The 16,449-nt window shown below is 58.4% G+C and carries 17 protein-coding genes; 5 read left to right on the top strand and 12 right to left on the bottom strand.

All coding sequences use genetic code 11. The features are described 5' to 3' along the window. Positions 1-2: 2 nt before the first annotated feature. The gene (gene hspQ / locus N6L24_RS06550) at positions 3-329 is read right to left on the bottom strand and encodes a heat shock protein HspQ (RefSeq protein ID WP_271843860.1); all 327 of its coding nucleotides are present in this window, start codon (positions 327-329) and stop codon (positions 3-5) included. Between the two features lie 196 nt (positions 330-525). Here hspQ and N6L24_RS06545 point away from each other — a divergent pair, with 196 nt between their 5' ends. Next, a complete protein-coding gene (locus N6L24_RS06545; protein WP_271843859.1) occupies positions 526-1,113 on the top strand; it encodes a transglycosylase SLT domain-containing protein in 588 nt (195 codons plus the stop codon). An 80-nt stretch (positions 1,114-1,193) separates the two neighbouring features. Here N6L24_RS06545 and N6L24_RS06540 read toward each other — a convergent pair whose 3' ends face one another. The 4 genes from N6L24_RS06540 to N6L24_RS06525 form a co-directional block, all read right to left on the bottom strand. Beyond that, positions 1,194-1,808 (bottom strand): outer membrane lipoprotein carrier protein LolA, encoded by a 615-nt coding sequence (locus N6L24_RS06540; RefSeq protein WP_271843858.1) that lies wholly within the window; start codon positions 1,806-1,808, stop codon positions 1,194-1,196. A gap of 81 nt (positions 1,809-1,889) precedes the next feature. Then, positions 1,890-4,796, bottom strand: a complete 2,907-nt coding sequence (locus N6L24_RS06535) for a DNA translocase FtsK (protein WP_271843857.1) — start codon at positions 4,794-4,796, stop codon at positions 1,890-1,892. 16 nt (positions 4,797-4,812) lie between these two features. Next, positions 4,813-5,991 (bottom strand): aminotransferase class I/II-fold pyridoxal phosphate-dependent enzyme, encoded by a 1,179-nt coding sequence (locus N6L24_RS06530; protein WP_271843856.1) that lies wholly within the window; start codon positions 5,989-5,991, stop codon positions 4,813-4,815. A gap of 122 nt (positions 5,992-6,113) precedes the next feature. Beyond that, the gene (locus tag N6L24_RS06525) at positions 6,114-7,442 is read right to left on the bottom strand and encodes an amidase (protein WP_271843855.1); all 1,329 of its coding nucleotides are present in this window, start codon (positions 7,440-7,442) and stop codon (positions 6,114-6,116) included. A 74-nt stretch (positions 7,443-7,516) separates the two neighbouring features. On the opposite strand from N6L24_RS06525, the gene N6L24_RS06520 reads away from it, so the two are divergent. Further along, complete coding sequence (locus N6L24_RS06520) at positions 7,517-8,731, top strand: UbiH/UbiF/VisC/COQ6 family ubiquinone biosynthesis hydroxylase (protein ID WP_271843854.1); 1,215 nt, start codon at positions 7,517-7,519, stop codon at positions 8,729-8,731. 17 nt (positions 8,732-8,748) lie between these two features. On the opposite strand, the gene N6L24_RS06515 is transcribed toward N6L24_RS06520, so the two are convergent. The 5 genes from N6L24_RS06515 to N6L24_RS06495 form a co-directional block, all read right to left on the bottom strand. Next, on the bottom strand, positions 8,749-8,931 hold the full coding sequence (locus N6L24_RS06515) for a Trm112 family protein (protein WP_271843853.1): 183 nt from the start codon (positions 8,929-8,931) through the stop codon (positions 8,749-8,751). Next, positions 8,928-9,572, bottom strand: coding sequence for an LON peptidase substrate-binding domain-containing protein (locus N6L24_RS06510; protein ID WP_271843852.1), 645 nt, complete (start codon positions 9,570-9,572; stop codon positions 8,928-8,930). The genes N6L24_RS06515 and N6L24_RS06510 overlap by 4 nt, the downstream gene beginning before the upstream one ends. 26 nt (positions 9,573-9,598) lie before the next feature. After that, entirely contained in the window at positions 9,599-10,510 is a 912-nt protein-coding gene (locus tag N6L24_RS06505; protein ID WP_271843851.1) for a thioredoxin family protein, read from the bottom strand. Positions 10,511-10,587: 77 nt separating this feature from the next. Beyond that, positions 10,588-11,376: an exodeoxyribonuclease III gene (locus N6L24_RS06500; protein ID WP_271843850.1), complete on the bottom strand. Its 789-nt coding sequence runs from the start codon at positions 11,374-11,376 to the stop codon at positions 10,588-10,590. Between the two features lie 253 nt (positions 11,377-11,629). Further along, positions 11,630-12,316 carry a response regulator transcription factor gene (locus N6L24_RS06495; protein WP_271843849.1) on the bottom strand — a complete coding sequence of 229 codons (687 nt, stop codon included), beginning with the start codon at positions 12,314-12,316 and terminating at the stop codon, positions 11,630-11,632. Between the two features lie 159 nt (positions 12,317-12,475). On the opposite strand from N6L24_RS06495, the gene ribA reads away from it, so the two are divergent. Then, complete coding sequence (gene ribA / locus N6L24_RS06490) at positions 12,476-13,567, top strand: GTP cyclohydrolase II (protein ID WP_271843848.1); 1,092 nt, start codon at positions 12,476-12,478, stop codon at positions 13,565-13,567. Beyond that, positions 13,564-14,067, top strand: a complete 504-nt coding sequence (locus N6L24_RS06485) for a L,D-transpeptidase family protein (RefSeq protein WP_271843847.1) — start codon at positions 13,564-13,566, stop codon at positions 14,065-14,067. Before ribA ends, N6L24_RS06485 begins: the two co-directional genes overlap by 4 nt. Here the strand turns inward: N6L24_RS06485 and N6L24_RS06480 are convergent. Then, positions 14,064-14,717: a YggS family pyridoxal phosphate-dependent enzyme gene (locus tag N6L24_RS06480; RefSeq protein WP_271843846.1), complete on the bottom strand. Its 654-nt coding sequence runs from the start codon at positions 14,715-14,717 to the stop codon at positions 14,064-14,066. The two genes, N6L24_RS06485 and N6L24_RS06480, sit on opposite strands and share 4 nt — an antisense overlap. 107 nt (positions 14,718-14,824) lie before the next feature. Continuing rightward, the gene (locus tag N6L24_RS06475; protein WP_271843845.1) at positions 14,825-15,649 is read right to left on the bottom strand and encodes a porin; all 825 of its coding nucleotides are present in this window, start codon (positions 15,647-15,649) and stop codon (positions 14,825-14,827) included. A gap of 293 nt (positions 15,650-15,942) precedes the next feature. Here N6L24_RS06475 and N6L24_RS06470 point away from each other — a divergent pair, with 293 nt between their 5' ends. After that, positions 15,943-16,443 (top strand): DUF3576 domain-containing protein, encoded by a 501-nt coding sequence (locus N6L24_RS06470; RefSeq protein WP_271843844.1) that lies wholly within the window; start codon positions 15,943-15,945, stop codon positions 16,441-16,443. Positions 16,444-16,449: the final 6 nt, after the last annotated feature.

Below are 16,449 nucleotides of genomic sequence, written 5' to 3'. Positions count from 1 at the left end.
AATCAATTCATGTTGAAATGCAGCGGGTAGTGCCCGTCCTGAAACGGGCCAAAGAGATCACCGATATCCGGGTGGTCAACCGGCTCGCCCGAATAATCCGCGATCAAATTCTGCTCTGAAACATAGGCAACGTAATAACTCTGATCGTTTTCGGCGAGCAGATGATAGAAGGGTTGCGCACGGGCTGGGCGGCTATCTTCGGGAATCGCGTCATACCATTCTTCGGTATTGGAAAACTCTGGATCAACGTCAAAAACCACACCGCGAAACGGGTGTTTGCGATGACGAACCACTTGGCCAAGGTAATATTTCGCGCGCGTCGTATTCATAACTAGCAGCCCCTATCTTTCAAACGTAGCGCGTTCAAGGGGGATTTGTCCAACATCTGGCCCAAATTTCGCGGAAACAGTCTGTGAAGCGACCTGCGACAGTGCGCGCATACACGGCCCGCGCGCAATTGTGATTTTCAAAAATCCCACATTGCGCTAGACTGATAGGAAATAAATAAAACACAGCGAGAGGCCCATGAGCAGACACTTTCGCGCCCTGATCGTTCTCCTTCTCGTTGCGGCTTGCGGCGGGGGAAACAATTCGGCGCCCCGAAACCTGAATGACGCATGTTCCATCCTCAACCAGCGGCCCCAGTTCGTGCGCGCCTTTAAGGCGACGGAACGGCGGTGGCGCGTGCCCGCGCATGTGCAGATGGCGATCATCTATCAGGAAAGCAAATTCATCGCCAACGCGCGTACGCCGCATCGCTATGTTCTGGGTGTGCTGCCCATGGGCCGGCAAAGCAGCGCCTATGGCTATTCGCAGGCTCTGGATGCCACATGGGACGGCTACAAACGGGCCACCGGCCGCTGGAGCGCCGATCGCGATGACATCTTTGACGCCACGGATTTCATGGGCTGGTACATGAATGAAACCCGCGAGCGCAACGGCATTGCCCTGACAGATGCGCGCAATCAATACCTTGCCTATCACGAAGGGCACACAGGATACGCGCGTGGCACCTATCGCAATAAATCCTGGCTGATGCGCGTGTCCGGCGAAGTGGCCAGCCGCGCCGCTATGTATCAGCGCCAATTGGCCAGCTGCCGCCGCTATCGGTAAGGGGCAGACATCAAATGAAACAGGGGCGGAAATTCCGCCCCTTTTTTATGCGCGCGGCCTTTGTGCCTGCGGCGTCGCGATCAATCCTCTGCCGCCGGGGCGCGCAGCACCTTGAGCCGTTCGATATTGAAAAGGCTATTTGCGAGCGACACATCGCGCTTCAACTCCCCAAGCGCAACGGTGGTCGAGCCGCCGTCGCCATCGTTGATCACCCATTGACGCAATTGCACCGGATTGCTGGTGAAATGCAGCTGGATCGAGCCGTATTCCGGGTTCTCGGGGTCCTGTGCGGTCACGGTTGTCACGGTGCCGTCATAGCCATGGCCCGTTACCATATCGCGCTGTTTCAGGTTCACGTTGGGCTCCAGAATGACCCAAAGCGGCGTTTGGCGCAGCGGGTAATTCACCGGATCTTCGTTGGATTTCAGATCAAAAATCGCGACCTGCCCACTGCCTGCCAACAACAGCGCCGCCTCGGGCGGATCATATTCAAACCGCGCGCGACCCGGACGTTTCAGCATCAGCGTGCCGGTCGAAACCGAATTGTCATCGTTGATCTGGGTAAAGTTGGCCCGTGCCGCGCCGATCCCGTTGAGATAGGCGGAAATAGCATCCAGCGACAATTTTTCCGCAAACGCGGGGGCTGTCATCGCTGCCCAGAGAGCTGGGACAAGAAGAAATTTCATCTTTTTCATACTCTTTATGTAGGCATAAAAAAGGGCGGTGCCAGCCCGCCCTTTCCCTGTCTGCGCATTCTCGGCTCAAAACCGCTCAGTTCACTGTTCTGGCACAAGAATTTCGCGTTTACCCACGTGGTTGGCTGAAGACACAACGCCCTCATCTTCCATTTGTTCCACCAGTCGGGCTGCCTTGTTGTAGCCGATGGCCAGTTTGCGCTGGATATAGGAGGTCGAACATTTGCGATCCTTGATCACAATCGCCACCGCCTGATCATACAGTGCATCTTCGCCATTGGTGTTGCCGCCCAGACCAAGGACCGCGTCGATATTGTCGGCCTTGTCGTCCTTGGGCCCGTCAATCACACCGCCCACATATTCAGGCGGACCAAAGCTCTTGAGGTGGTTCACAACCTCTTCGACCTCTTCGTCGCTGACAAAGGGGCCGTGGCAGCGGGTGATCTTGGCACCGCCCGCCATATACAGCATATCGCCCATGCCCAGCAGCTGTTCGGCCCCCATTTCACCCAGAATGGTGCGGCTGTCGACTTTGGACGTCACCTGGAAGGAAATCCGGGTGGGGAAGTTGGCCTTGATCGTCCCGGTGATCACGTCCACCGAGGGGCGCTGCGTGGCCATGATGATATGAATGCCCGAGGCCCGCGCCATCTGCGCCAGGCGCTGAATGCAGGCTTCGATCTCTTTGCCCGCCACCATCATCAGGTCCGCCATCTCATCGACCACGACGACGATGTACGGCATTTTCTCTGGGATGATCTCTTCGGTTTCAAAGACCGGCTCGCCGGTTTCATCGTCAAACCCGGTTTGCACCGTCCGGCTGAAAGTTTCACCCTTGGCCAGCGCATCTGCGACCCGGCTGTTATAGCCGTCGATGTTGCGCACACCCATCTTGGACATCTTGCGATAGCGATCTTCCATTTCGCCCACGGTCCATTTCAGCGCAACAACCGCTTTCTTCGGATCGGTCACAACCGGCGACAGCAAATGCGGGATGCCGTCATAGACCGAGAGTTCGAGCATTTTCGGATCGATCATGATCATGCGGCAATCATCCGGCGTGAGCTTGTAAAGCAGCGACAGGATCATGGTGTTGATGGCGACAGACTTGCCCGACCCCGTGGTACCGGCGATCAACAGGTGCGGCATCTTTGCAAGGTTGGCGACAATCGGATCACCGCCGATATCTTTGCCCAGCGCCAGCGGCAGTTTGCGGTTGCTGCTTTCGTATTCGCGCGAGGACAGGATTTCGCGGAAAGCCACCATCTCACGCTTTTCGTTCGGCAATTCGATGCCAATGACCGACCGGCCCGGCACTGTCGAAACACGCGCCGAAAGCGCCGACATCGAGCGCGCAATATCATCGGCCAGGCCAATCACCCGGCTCGCCTTAAGACCCGGCGCGGGTTCCAGCTCATACATGGTGACAACAGGGCCGGGGCGTACCGAAACGATTTCGCCTTTGACGCCGTAATCATCCAGAACCGCTTCGAGCATGCGGGCATTTTCTTCCAGTGCCTCATCGCTCAGCACATAGCGTTCAATGCTTTGCGGGCTGGTCAACAGGTTGAGCGGCGGCAGTTCGTATTCGGCAGCCGCCGGATCAAAGGCCAGCTGCGGCTCCGCCTCTGCGCGGGCGCGCGCCGACGGTTCCACGGCTTTGCGCGGGCTGTGCTGCACAACTTTGCGAGGTTCAGCCACCGGGATTTGCGGTGCCGGGGCACGCGGGGCCTGTGCAGGTACGGGCGACGGTTCGGCGACCGGGGCTTGCGGCGCGGGTTGCATCGGCACGACCTCGGCCGCTTCAATGGGCTCTTCTTCAGCTTCGATGAAGGGCGCGGCATCGTCATAGGGCGCTGCACTCGCCATATCTGCCGTCAAAGGTGGCTCATTGCGCATCTGCGGCGTGCCGCCCGGCTGCAAAACCAAGGGCGATGGGCCACGACCCAGACCTTTGGTGACGGGCGCAATATCCGGCGCATAGGTGGGCTTGTTGCTGCGCACGCGCGATTTGATCACATCGGCGATCTTGGCCTTGATGCGGTCATCGCCCGGCATTTCACGGTCGTCCGCTTCGAGGTGATGCTCCACCAGTTCAGGCTCCGGCATCGGTTCTTGCACCGGCTCAGACCGTTTGATCAGCGCGGGCACGCGGCTCAGCAATGTGGGCTTGGTCGGCTCTTCCAGAACCGGGTCAGGGTCCGCATAGGCATCGGCATAGTCTTGGGCCGCCGCATAAGTTTGCGCGGAGGCTTCCGCTGGCTGCGGCATCTCTGCGGCCACGGCCCGACGCTCACGACGCTTGGCCTGCAGCGACTGTGCGGCCGATACCGCCCCCGTTGCGCCACGCCCCAGAAGGGTCATCAAGTTGGCGTATGTCATGATCACGCCGATCAGCAGGAAACGCCCGACCCACGAAAGCTCTGGCCGTGTGAACCCCATCACAAAAAGCGTCAGCGCCAAAACCCCAAGCCCCATCAGGAAGGACATGATTTTCAGCCCCAATACAGCCCCGATCGGCAGGATGGTTAATATCGCACCCAGCACCGTGTCGCCAAAGAGCCCGCCAAGGCCAAAGCTATGGGTCCAGCTGTCGCCCGGTACCAAAGTCGCGGCATAGACCGAGCCCAGAGCAAGAACGATGGGCGCAAAAATGACGCGGCTGAGCGCACTGTCTTCGCCGCGATGCAGGGCGAACCGCAGCCCCCAGGCCAAAGCGACAAGCGCCACGCCCCAGCTGCCCCAGCCCACAATCATAAAAAGCGGCGCAGAAATCGACGCGCCCAGACGGCCCATCCAGTTTTGCACTGGCGCATCGGTGGCTGACATCCAGTTTGGATCATCCGGCGTGTAAGAGATGATCATCGCCGCCGCCATCAGGCCAAGCAGGATCAGAACGATCCCGATCAACTCCTTGCCACGCTTCTCCAAAGCAGCCTGTGTGTCGCTGTCCAAGAGCGGGTCTCTGCCACGTGCCTGATATGCCATCGTTAAACCTCGATACTTATGGGTAGAGACAGGCGCGAATGGTGTTGAGCGCCGCTTCCACGTCTTTTTTTGGGGCCACAAGCGCGACCCGGATATAGTTTTTGCCGGGGTTGTCCCCGTTTACGTCTTTGCTCAGGTATGCGCCGGGCAGGACCCGTACACCTGTTTCTTTCCAAAGTTTCAGCGCCGCGGCCTCGCCATCCTCAACCGGAAGCCATAGGAAAAAGCCCGCCTGCGGTTTCATATACCCGGGGACGCCCGCAAAAATGCGATCCGCGATATCAAACTTCTCGGCATAAAGCCGGCGGTTCTCTGCGACATGGGCCTCATCTGCCCAGACCTTTTCAGAGGCCATCTGCAGGGGCAAAGGCAAGGGTGCACCAGAATAAGCGCGCAGTTGTTTGATCCGCTTCAGGCTGTCAGGTCCCCCGGCCACAAACCCAGAACGCAACCCCGGAAGGTTGCTGCGTTTGCTGAGCGAATGGAATATGAGCACGCGCTCAGGATCAGCCCCCAGATCCTGCGCGACTTTTAAGGCTCCGTCGGGTTTCTGGTCGCGGTAAATTTCGGAGTAGCATTCGTCTGCGAAAATCTTGAAATCGTATTTTTCGGCCAGCGCGACCAGCTTTTCCAGATAATCCCGGCTCGCGATTGCCCCCTGCGGGTTGGAGGGCGAACAGATATAGGCGACCGCCACGCGGCGCAGCACCTCTTCGGGCAATTGCGTGTAATCCGGCATAAAGCCATTTTCTGCGGTGGCCGGGCAGAAATACGGCTCTGCCGCCACGGAGATCGCGGCGATCATATAAACCTGATAAAACGGATTTGGCGTCAGGATGATCGGCTTTTGGCCGTGTTTTGTTTCCGGGCAGACCGCCATGGCCGCGTTATATAGCCCTTCGCGCGTGCCATTGAGGGGCATGATTTGCGTGTCAGCATCCACCTTGGCCCCGAAACGGCGCAGCAGCCAATCGGCAATCGCTTGGCGCAATTCGGGTGTGCCATCATTGGGCGGGTAGCGGTTAAATCCGGCAGTATTCTCCGCAATAATGTCACTGACCCAGGCCGGGAACGCATGTTTGGGCTCACCAATGGTCATATGCACAATTGCGCCGCCGGGCTCATGAGAGTCCAGAAGGCTCCGCAAGCGCGGAAACGCATAGGCCGGAAGGTTCGAAAACCGCTCGGGAAACATCTAATACTGCCTCAGTTATCGGGATCATTCACGCCCCGTTTGCAGACAAATTACCGGACTGCGCGCGTCACGTCCACAAAAACCGGGAATTCCCAATCGGTTGTGGCTTTGGCGCCAAGGGATCAGATCAAGGCTTTCTCAGCGGCGGCTGCGATCCGCAAGAGCCGTTTGTCCTGCCCAGCAGCCGCCATAAACATGATACCACAGCTTGGCACACCGGTCGGCAAGGATATCGCACTGGCATTCATCAGATTGCCCACGCGGGTGTTGCGCAGTGCCAAAAGATTTTCGGTCACATAGTAATCACGATCGGTCATCAAGCGTTCAAGATTTGGCGGCAAGATCGGTGCGGTCGGCGCAAGGATCGCATCATAAGGCGCAATACGCGCCTCCCAGGTGCTGCGATATTGGTCCAGCGCGTGCCAGGCGGCGACATAGTCCGGGCCGGACACCGACGCACCAGAGCGGAAACGCGCCAAAATTTCCGGGAACATAACCTGCGGGTTGGCTTCGATCTGGTCCTTCCAAAGCCCATAAGCCTCGGCGGTAAAAAGCGGCGCGCTGAGGCGCATGGCACTGTCAATCTCAGGGGCATTGATCGTTTCGATGATGCAGCCCGCGTCTCGCAGCCGCGCCACGGCCTGATCAAATCCGCGTTGCGGGGCCTCGCGCACCTCTTCCAGCACAACGGTTTCCAAGATCGCAAATCGCAGCCCCTTGAGCCGCGCACCGCGCAGGTCGGCGGCGGGCTTCCCCTCCAAAGCGGCAAGGGACAGCGCCGCGTCCTCAACCGTTCGGCAAATGGGTCCGATGGTGTCAAATTTTGCACAAAGCGGCACGGTGCCTGCGTTGGACACCCTGCCCCAAGTGGTCTTGAGCCCAACTAGATCATTCCAGGCCGCCGGTATGCGCACCGACCCGCCGGTATCCGACCCGATGCCAATCGCTGCAAGGTCAAAGGCCACCGAGGCCGCCGCCCCGGAAGACGACCCGCCCGGCACAGCCTTCGCATCGTTGACGCAAGGCGGCGTCGCCGTAATTGGGTTGAGGCCTAGCCCAGAAAAAGCCAGCTCTGACATATGGGTTTTGCCAAGGCACACCAGCCCCAGTTGGGTCGCAATGCGCAGCGTTTCGCCATCCCGCACTGGCCGCCGTCCTTTGAGCAGCGCAGAGCCAGCCTCGGTCGGCGCATCCGCGCTGTCGATCAAGTCTTTCCAGCTGATTGGCACGCCATCCAGTGGCGACAGCCGCGCCCCGGCGCGGGCGCGTTCCGCCGCTGCCTCAGCCTCGGCCAATGCCCGGTCATAGGTCACATGACTGTAAATCTTGTCCTTCAGATCATGGCTGTCGATTGCGCCCAGAAAGGCCTGCGTCAAGGCGACGGGATCAATCTTGCCCTCGCCAATTTCGCGGCCAAGCTGCGCCGCACTCATTTTCAACCAGTCAAACATAGCGCCTCCGAATTTGGACCCTAGCGACCGCAAGGCGCATGGACAATGCGCAAAATGAGGTCATATTGCACCCCATGACAGAGAGCAGCGAAATCATCATTGCCGGGGGTGGGCTGAATGGCCCTGCGCTGGCGCTGGGTCTGGCGCAGGCCGGTTTTTCCGTGACAATGGTGGATGCCCGCCCAGAACGTGCGCGGGCTGACAGCAATTTTGACGGGCGTGGCTATGCGCTTGCCCTGGCCTCGCAACGCCTGCTCAGGGCGATTGGTGTCTGGGCCGATGTCGCCGATGACAGCCAGGCGATGCTCGACATCAAAATCACAGATGGCCGCGCCGGCGAAGGCCCTGCGCCTTTCTTTCTGCATTTTGACCATGCGGAACTGGAAGAGGGCCCCATGGGCTATATGCTTGAGGATCGGCACCTCTATCGCGCACTGCTGAAAGCCGTGAAAGCAGAGCCGCGCATTACCCAGATCACAGAAGACACGGTTGTGTCCCAAGAGATTGGCTTGGCGGGTGTCACCGTCTCGCTGGCGTCGGGCCGCAGCTTGACCGGGCAACTGCTGGTCGGCTGTGACGGGCGCCAAAGCGGCGTCGCCGCGCGCACCGGTATCAAGCGCACCGGATGGGATTACGGCCAAACCGCCCTGGTTTGTGCCGTGCAACATGAACGGCCCCACAATGGCGTGGCCCATCAGTTCTTTATGCCCGCCGGTCCGCTGGCCATCCTGCCGCTGCCGGGCAACAAAAGCTCAATCGTCTGGACAGAAAAGACCGAAACCGCCGTGGCCATTCAAGCCATGACGGATGAGGATTACCTTGCCGCCTTGCGACCCCGGTTTGGGAATTTTTTGGGCGCTATATCACTGGCAGGCGCGCGCTTTACCTATCCGCTGGGGCTAACGGTTGCCGACCAGTTTGCATCCAAACGCGTGGCATTGGTCGGGGACGCCGCCCATGGGCTGCACCCGATTGCCGGCCAGGGCCTGAACGCCGGGCTGCGAGATGTCGCGGCCCTTGTCGATGTTTTGAGCGCCGCGCGCCAACGCGGGGAGGACATCGGTGCAGAGACGGTATTGGCGCGTTATGAAGAATGGCGCCGCTTTGACACCCATAGCCTTGTCGCGGCCACTGATCTGACCAACAAGGTCTTTTCGAACGACAATCCGCTGATGCGGCTTGGGCGTGATTTGGGCCTGGGTGCGCTCAGTAAACTGCCCGGACTGCGGCGCCGGTTCATGCGCGAAGCCGCAGGGCTGACAGGGGATCTGCCCAGCCTCATGCGCTGAGGCTGGCGGCCGTCGCGTCAATCGAGGGCGCGCGCTTCATCGATCAACATGATCGGAATGCCATTGCGAATGGGAAAGGCCAGATTGGCCCCACGCGAAATCAATTCTTGCTTTTCGGCATCATATTGCAGCAACCCATGGCACTGCGGGCAGGTCATCGCCTCAAGCATTTTGGGGTCAAAGCTGGATTTCTCACTCATTGCATTCGGTCCTCAGCGTCGCCGCCACGCAGCGCAAATTCGATCAAAGTCGTCAAAACCTCGCGCCGTTCTGTCAGCGTCGGCGCTTCGAGCATGGCCTGTTTGTCTTCTACGTCCAGCTCAAGCAGCATCGCAAGCGAATTGATCAGCATTTCATCTTCTGCCCCTTGAAGAGCATCCCAATCCGTAGAGAGCGCATTGGCCTCAAAGAATTTCTGCAAAATCATCAAGAACGCTGCGCGGTCAAAGCCCAGATCTTCTTCATGTTGGCCAAGGTCGCGCTGAAAATCTGCCCAGGCAACGCGACACTTGCGATAGGATTGAAACCCGCCAACTTCTTCCAGAATACGAAAGCGCGACACGCCGGTCAGCGTGATCATATAGCGGCCGTCTTCTGTTTCGGCAAATTGCGAAATGCGTCCAACGCAGCCAACATCATGCAGCTTTGGGGCATTTCCATCCTGGTTCGGCATCGGCTGCACCATACCGATCAAGCGCGTGCGCGTTTTCAGCGCATCTTCGAGCATGGCGAGATAGCGCGGTTCAAAGAGATGAAGTGGCAGCCGGGCACGGGGCAACAAGAGCGCCCCGGGCAAGGGAAACACGGGAATGACGTCGGGCAGGTCCGCGGCTCTAAACATAAGGAAACCTTAGCGCGGAGTTGGCATTAGGCAAATATCATTGAGCTCAGGCGGCGACGCCCGTTCAGCACCACCGGATCTTGCGGTTTCAGCGCGTCAAAAATGGTGAAGAGCTGCGCTTTCGCGGCACCCTCATTCCAGTCGCGGTCCCGGCGGAACAATTCCAGCAACTCGTCAACGGCAGCCTGCGCATCACCGCTGGCAAAAAGCGCCTGCGCCAGATCATAACGTGCCTGATGATCCTCGGGGTTCGCGTCAACTGCGTTGCGCAACTCGGCCACCGGCCCGGCGCTTTCGGCTTGATGCGCCAGCTCGATCTGTGCGCGCGCTGCTTCGATTTCGACGGCGTCGGCAATCTCGGCAGGGGCACCGTTCAAAACGGCCTCGGCTTCTGAAACATTGCCCAGCGCAATCTGCGCCCGCGCCAATCCGCCAAAGGCCGCGGCGCTCATCGGGTCTTCTTCAATGATCGCGGCAAAGGTCTGCGCGGCATCGGCGGCCTCGCCAGCGGTCAGCATGTCTTCGGCAGCCTCAAGCGCCTCGCCCAATCCGCCATCCGCGCTAGCGCCAGCTTTTTCAGCGACACGCTGAACGAAAGCGTCGATCTCGCTGGCAGGCACGGCACCCTGAAACCCATCAATCGGTTGCCCTTGATAAAAGGCATAGACCGTCGGAATGGATTGCACGCGCATTTGGCCAGCGATGGCCTGATTTTCATCCACGTTGACCTTGGCCATCAGCACCGCGCCTTTGGCCCGCGTCACAGCCGCCTCCAGCGCCGGGCCAAGCGTTTTGCACGGGCCGCACCATGGGGCCCAGAAATCAACAATTACCGGCGTGGTCATGGACGCATCCACAACGTCCTGCATAAAGGTCGCTTCGGTCACATCTTTGATCAGATCGGCGGCGGGCGCAGTGCCTTGTCCAAGTTCCAGCATGGATTCATTCTCCCATCAGTGGTTGAGGGTTATATGGACCTTCCGGCCCGCGCTGCCAAGGGTCATCCAAGACGTGATCAAAGATCAAACGTCGCAAATACCGGGGCATGATCGCTGGGCTTTTCCCAACCGCGTGCGTCACGCAGAACATGACTGGAGTGCCCAGCCGCTGCAATGTCTTTGCTGGCCCAGACGTGATCCAGACGCCGCCCTTTGTCTGCGGCATCCCAGTCGCGGGCACGATAGCTCCACCAGCTATAAAGCTGCCCCTCGGGAATGTCCTGCCGGGTGATATCCACCCACTGCCCGGCATCTTGGGTTTCGGCCAGCTTTTCGACCTCGATCGGCGTGTGGCTGACAACTTTCAAAAGTTTCTTGTGATCCCAGACATCATCCTCCCGCGGGGCGATGTTCAGATCGCCCACCAGGATGGATTTTTTCGGAGGCTCCGCGCGAAACCAATCGCGCATATCAGAAAGGTAATCGAGCTTTTGTCCGAATTTTTCATTCACTTCGCGGTTGGGCACATCGCCACCAGCCGGGACATAAAAATTCTGAATGGTCACCCCATTTTCAAGCCGCCCGGCGACATGGCGCGCATGGCCCAGCTGCGCGAAATCCTGATCGCCCGCATCCTCCATCGGGATCTTTGAGAAAATGGCGACGCCGTTATAGCCCTTTTGGCCGCGCGCAACCATGTGGGTGTATCCCAGCGCGCGCATCCCTTCGAGCGGGATCAGGTCCACCGGACTTTTGCATTCCTGCAGGCACAAAACGTCTGGGGCCTTCTCCGCCAGGAGTTTCAGCACGATGGGCTCCCGTAGGCGCACAGAATTGATGTTCCAGGTGGCTAGTGTGAAGGACATGTCCGCTCCGAGAAGTTCACGATTTGTGCGAAGCTACCTCAACCTCGGGGTCACTTGCCACCGCAAAGGGGGCGATCCACAAAAAAGGTCCGGACAAATGCCCGGACCAGTCCAACAGGGAGGTACATACCATTACCCGGATATGCGCGGGAACCCGTCTTTCTTTTTAAGGTCTCACAATGAGTTCAATTCTGTCAACGCATGCCTTGCGGTTTGGAAAAGGCCTGTTGCAGAAATACTCACCCAAAGGTTGTCACGATACCAAACGATAGCCGCCCGATTCCGTGACCAAGAGCCGCGCGTTTGAGGGGTCAGGCTCAATTTTCTGGCGCAGACGATAGATATGCGTTTCCAGCGTATGGGTCGTGACGCCAGCGTTATAGCCCCAGACCTCGTGCAACAGTACGTCACGCGCAACCACACCATCGGTGCTGCGGTAGAGGAATTTCAGGATGTTGGTTTCTTTTTCAGTCAGGCGGATCTTGCGGTCATCTTCTGTCACCAGAACCTTCATCGCTGGCTTGAACGTATATGGCCCAAGTGTGAACACCGCGTCTTCGCTTTGCTCGTGCTGGCGCAGCTGCGCGCGGATACGGGCCAAAAGCACAGGGAATTTGAAGGGTTTTGACACGTAGTCATTTGCACCGGCATCCAACCCCAGGATCGTATCTGCGTCGGTATCATGGCCGGTCAGCATCAGGATCGGGCTTTTGACGCCCTGCTTGCGCATCAAACGGCACAGTTCGCGCCCATCTGTGTCTGGCAGGCCCACGTCGAGGATCACCAGATCATACAGGCCCTCTTTCACGCGCGCCATAGCCTCGGTGCCATTGCCTGCTTCAAAGACGTCAAAGTCTTCGGTCATCACCAGTTGTTCTGACAGCGCCTCGCGCAGATCATCATCGTCGTCAACCAGCAGGATTCTCTTGAGCTGTCCCATAGGGGTCTCCGTTTTCTGTTTCCCAAAACTTGCGCATGGCGCATGGGTTTCACAAGATATGCTGCAAGGTTCTCACGCCGACGTGTAAAACCGTGTCGTTTTGTTTCACAATGCTACAAAAGCGGTTACATCTGCTGAGCACGCTGCAATGAGAATGAAATGAGCTTTGCACCGAATATCGTAGAACGCATCGCCCGCGCCCGCGCTGACCTGCGCATGGGCGTGCCCATTGTGTTGACTGGCCGCAAGGATGCTTTGCTGGTTCTGGCTGTGGAAACCTTGGGCAATGACCGGTTTGAAGACCTGGCAAATTTGGCAAGCGCGCGAACGCTGGTTGTCACCGACCGGCGGGCGCGGACCCTCAAGGCGATGGCGTATGACGACGGGCTGGCGCGCATCACAGTGCCGGGCCGCGCTGATGCGGGTTGGCTGCGCTGTGTGGCCGACCCTGCCGATGATTTGAACATCCCCTTCAAAGGCCCGTTTGTGACCGAGCGTGGCGGTGATGTCAGCCTGCACCGTCTTGCGCTGGATCTGGTGAAAACCGCGCGGCTGCTCCCGGCGGTGCTGGTCGCGCCTTTGCCGCAGGCGGCAGAATTTGCAAGCAACCATGGTCTGACCCTGCTGCCGGAGCATCAAGTTCTGCCATTCATTAACGCGACCAGCCCCATGCATCCGATTGTCGATGCGCGGCTGCCAATTCAGGCCAGCGCGGCGGGCAAGCTGCATATCTATCGCCCCGAGGACGGCGGCGAAGAGCATTATGCGATCGAAATTGGCAAGCCCGCGCGCGACAAACCCGTGCTTGCGCGGTTGCATTCGGCCTGTTTCACCGGCGATGTGCTTGGGTCGCTCAAATGCGACTGTGGCCCGCAATTGAATGGCGCATTGGCGCAAATGGGTGCCGAAGGCGAGGGCATCTTGCTCTACCTCAATCAGGAAGGGCGCGGCATTGGCCTGGCCAATAAGATGCGCGCCTATTCGCTGCAGGATCAGGGCTTTGACACCGTAGAGGCCAATCACCGCCTTGGCTTTGAAGATGATGAACGCGACTTCCGCATTGGCAGCGAGATCCTCAAGAAACTTGGATTTGCGTCCGTGCGTTTGCTGACGAATAACCCGCGCAAGATCAAAATGATGGAAGCCTCAGGCATCAAGGTTGCAGAACATGTGCCGCTGAAGGTGGGTGAGAACATGTACAACAGCGCATATCTGGCCACCAAAGCTGCGAAGTCCGGGCACCTTTTGTGACCGATCTGATCCTGACGCGCACGCATCTGCGGTTTGGTCATGTCCGCCTGCCCTGCACGGTTGGGCGGGGCGGCATCCGAGGCGACAAGCGCGAAAGCGATGGGGCGACGCCGGTGGGCAGCCACCGGATTGTAGGCCTGCTCTATCGCCCTGACCGGCTGACAGCGCCACGCCCGTGGGCACGGCCGATCGGCATTTGTGATCTATGGTCGGATGACAGCGGCGATGCACAATACAATCAGCTGGTCCGCGCGCCATATTTGCCTAGCCATGAAAAACTGCGCCGGGCAGATCCGCTCTATGACATCGTTTTGCTGACTGACTGGAACTGGCCCGACGCCACGCCGGGGTGCGGGTCAGCGATATTTTTGCACAGTCAGCGGCGGCCGGGGTATCCGACCGAAGGCTGCATCGCATTTCGCCGCGATCATTTGCTTTGGCTTGTCAGTCGGATCGAGCTTGGTCACAGGCTGATCGTGCCGCGGGGCCTCGCAACTTAGCCGTAGTCGCGCGCGCCAAAAATGGCAGAGCCGACACGCACATGGGTCGCGCCTTGGGCGATTGCCTTTTCGAAATCGCCACTCATACCCATCGATAGGCCCGCAATTTCATTGCGCGCTGCGATCTTGCGCAGCAGGGCGAAATGCAGGCTGGCCTCTTCGTTCACCGGCGGGATGCACATCAACCCGACAATCGGCAGATCAAGGCTGCGGCACTCGGCAATGAAGCCATCAGCCTCCTTGGGCAGAACGCCCGCCTTCTGGTCTTCTTCGCCGGTATTCACCTGAATGAAAAGGTCCGGGCATTGGCCAAGATCCTGCGCCAAACGGGCCAGAGTGTTGGCCAGTTTTGGGCGGTCCAGCGAATGGATGGCAGAAAAGAGCTGCATCGCCTGTCGCGCTTTGTTGGTTTGCAAGGGGCCAAGCAGGTGCACGGTGGCGTCCGGATATCGTTCCTGAAGGCCGGGCCATTTGCCTGCCGCTTCCTGCACTTTGTTTTCGCCAAAGAGGCGATGCCCCTCTGCCAGGACAGCGTCCACCCGGTCATTCGGCTGCACCTTGGACACTGCAATCAGCTGTGTCGCGCCTTCAGGACGCCCAGCCTTTGCCTCGGCTTTGTAAATACGCGCTTGAATTTCCGCGAGTGACATTTGGTGCACGCCCCCTTTTTGATTTGGGGCAAAGAACACCATCTCTGCGCAAAAGAAAAGGGCAGGTCCGAGGACCTGCCCTAATTTGGGATCTTCAGCTTCTAAAATTAGAAGGAGAAGGAGATACCCAGATCAGCAACAGTTGTGTTTGCAACTTCACCGATACCACCGGCCAGGGTTGCGCCACCCAGGTCGTATGCAACACCGATACCGTATGCGTCAGATGTGCCATCTGCGTATACTGCAGTTACAGTAACGTCGCCAGTTGTGTAGGAACCTTCGATGCCCCATGCGTCAGCTGCGCCGGTTTCACCGTAGTGAACTTTCGCACCGAATGCGCCTGCGGAGTAACCCAGGGTTACACGGTAGAAGTCAGTACCACCGGTTTCACCGAAACCTGCTGCAACAGTGAACGCGTCAAAAGATGCGTTACCACCCAGAGCCCAGTCGCTGTTGGTGGAGTCAAGCGATGCCGCCAGGTTGATGTCGCCTACAGCGTAGTCAACACGAACGTCATCGTTGCCGAAACCGTTGGAACCGCCTGGTTTCTCAGCAACATCGTCAACGCCGATGCCGTTGTAACCCAGATCCGCGAGACCACCTTGGTCTGCAGCGGAGGAAACCTCACCAACAGTCAACTTCAGACCGTTATAGGAAATGAAAACTTCTGGGTCGAACTTGTTGCCAGCACCAGAATTGTTGGTGATAGTGTTGTTATCAGTATCTGCGTCCAGATCGATGGATGCACCGAATGCTACGCCGCCATCAGTTTCACCGGAACCAACGATGTTGAAGTCGATGTCGTTGTGCACAGTAGTGGTTGTACCGTTATATTCCAGACCCATGTCTGCGCCACCGGTGATGGCGATGTCTGCGGATGCTACACCTGCGGTCAGAACCAGCGCGGTGGATGCAAAGAGAACTTTTTTCATCTTTTTTCCCTCGGATTTCCAAATTAACGCCCTAGCCAGAGAATCCGGAAAGGGTATGACGAGGGTTTCGCTCTTTTCGGGGTCACTTTGCAAGCACCTCAAATCGGCCCCCCGCATTGTCGGGGAAAGTTGATGCATGTTTGTCACACTTCAGCCAAGCCACCGGTGCCCCTACAGCAATTTCCGATTCATCCCGCTGACATACGGCATATATATAGAGCGAATGGAAAAGCCTTGCTCTGCTGCGTCTGCTTGGATAGGACGATACAGAACTGGGCAAAATGGGCGGGATCATGACAGTCAAATCCGTTGCAAAACTGATCGTCTCGGCAGGCGCACTTAGTACGCTTGTGGCCTGTGGTGGTTTCGGGCGCAGCAGTGACGCCGACAGTTATGGCACAAATTCTGGTTCTGACCTGACGAACCGGGCTGTCCCCGTTCAGGAACGCGAAACCACAATCTGGGACATCTTCAAAAGCGACGACAGTGATGTCACCGTAAAGGTGAACAAATACATCTGGGCCGCTTCACTTGAGATTCTCGACTTCCTGCCTGTGGAATCGGTTGATCCCTTTTCGGGTGTCATCGTGACCGGATATGGCACGCCGCCCGGTGGCGGGCGCGCTTATCGCGCGACGGTATTGGTGCGCGACCCGGCGCTGGATGCGCGCGCACTGCATGTGGCGCTGCAAACCCGTGGCGGGCGCGCCGTTTCTGAAAGCACCGTGCGCGCGGTCGAAGATGCGATTCTGGCCCGCGCGCGTCAGCTGCGCATTCGTGACGGCCGTTTCTGATCGCTT

The organism is Cognatishimia sp. SS12, from assembly GCF_028369055.1.
GTDB lineage: Bacteria > Pseudomonadota > Alphaproteobacteria > Rhodobacterales > Rhodobacteraceae > Cognatishimia.
The sequence above is the reverse complement of the archived record's forward strand: the minus strand, read 5'-3'. Positions and strand labels throughout refer to the sequence as shown.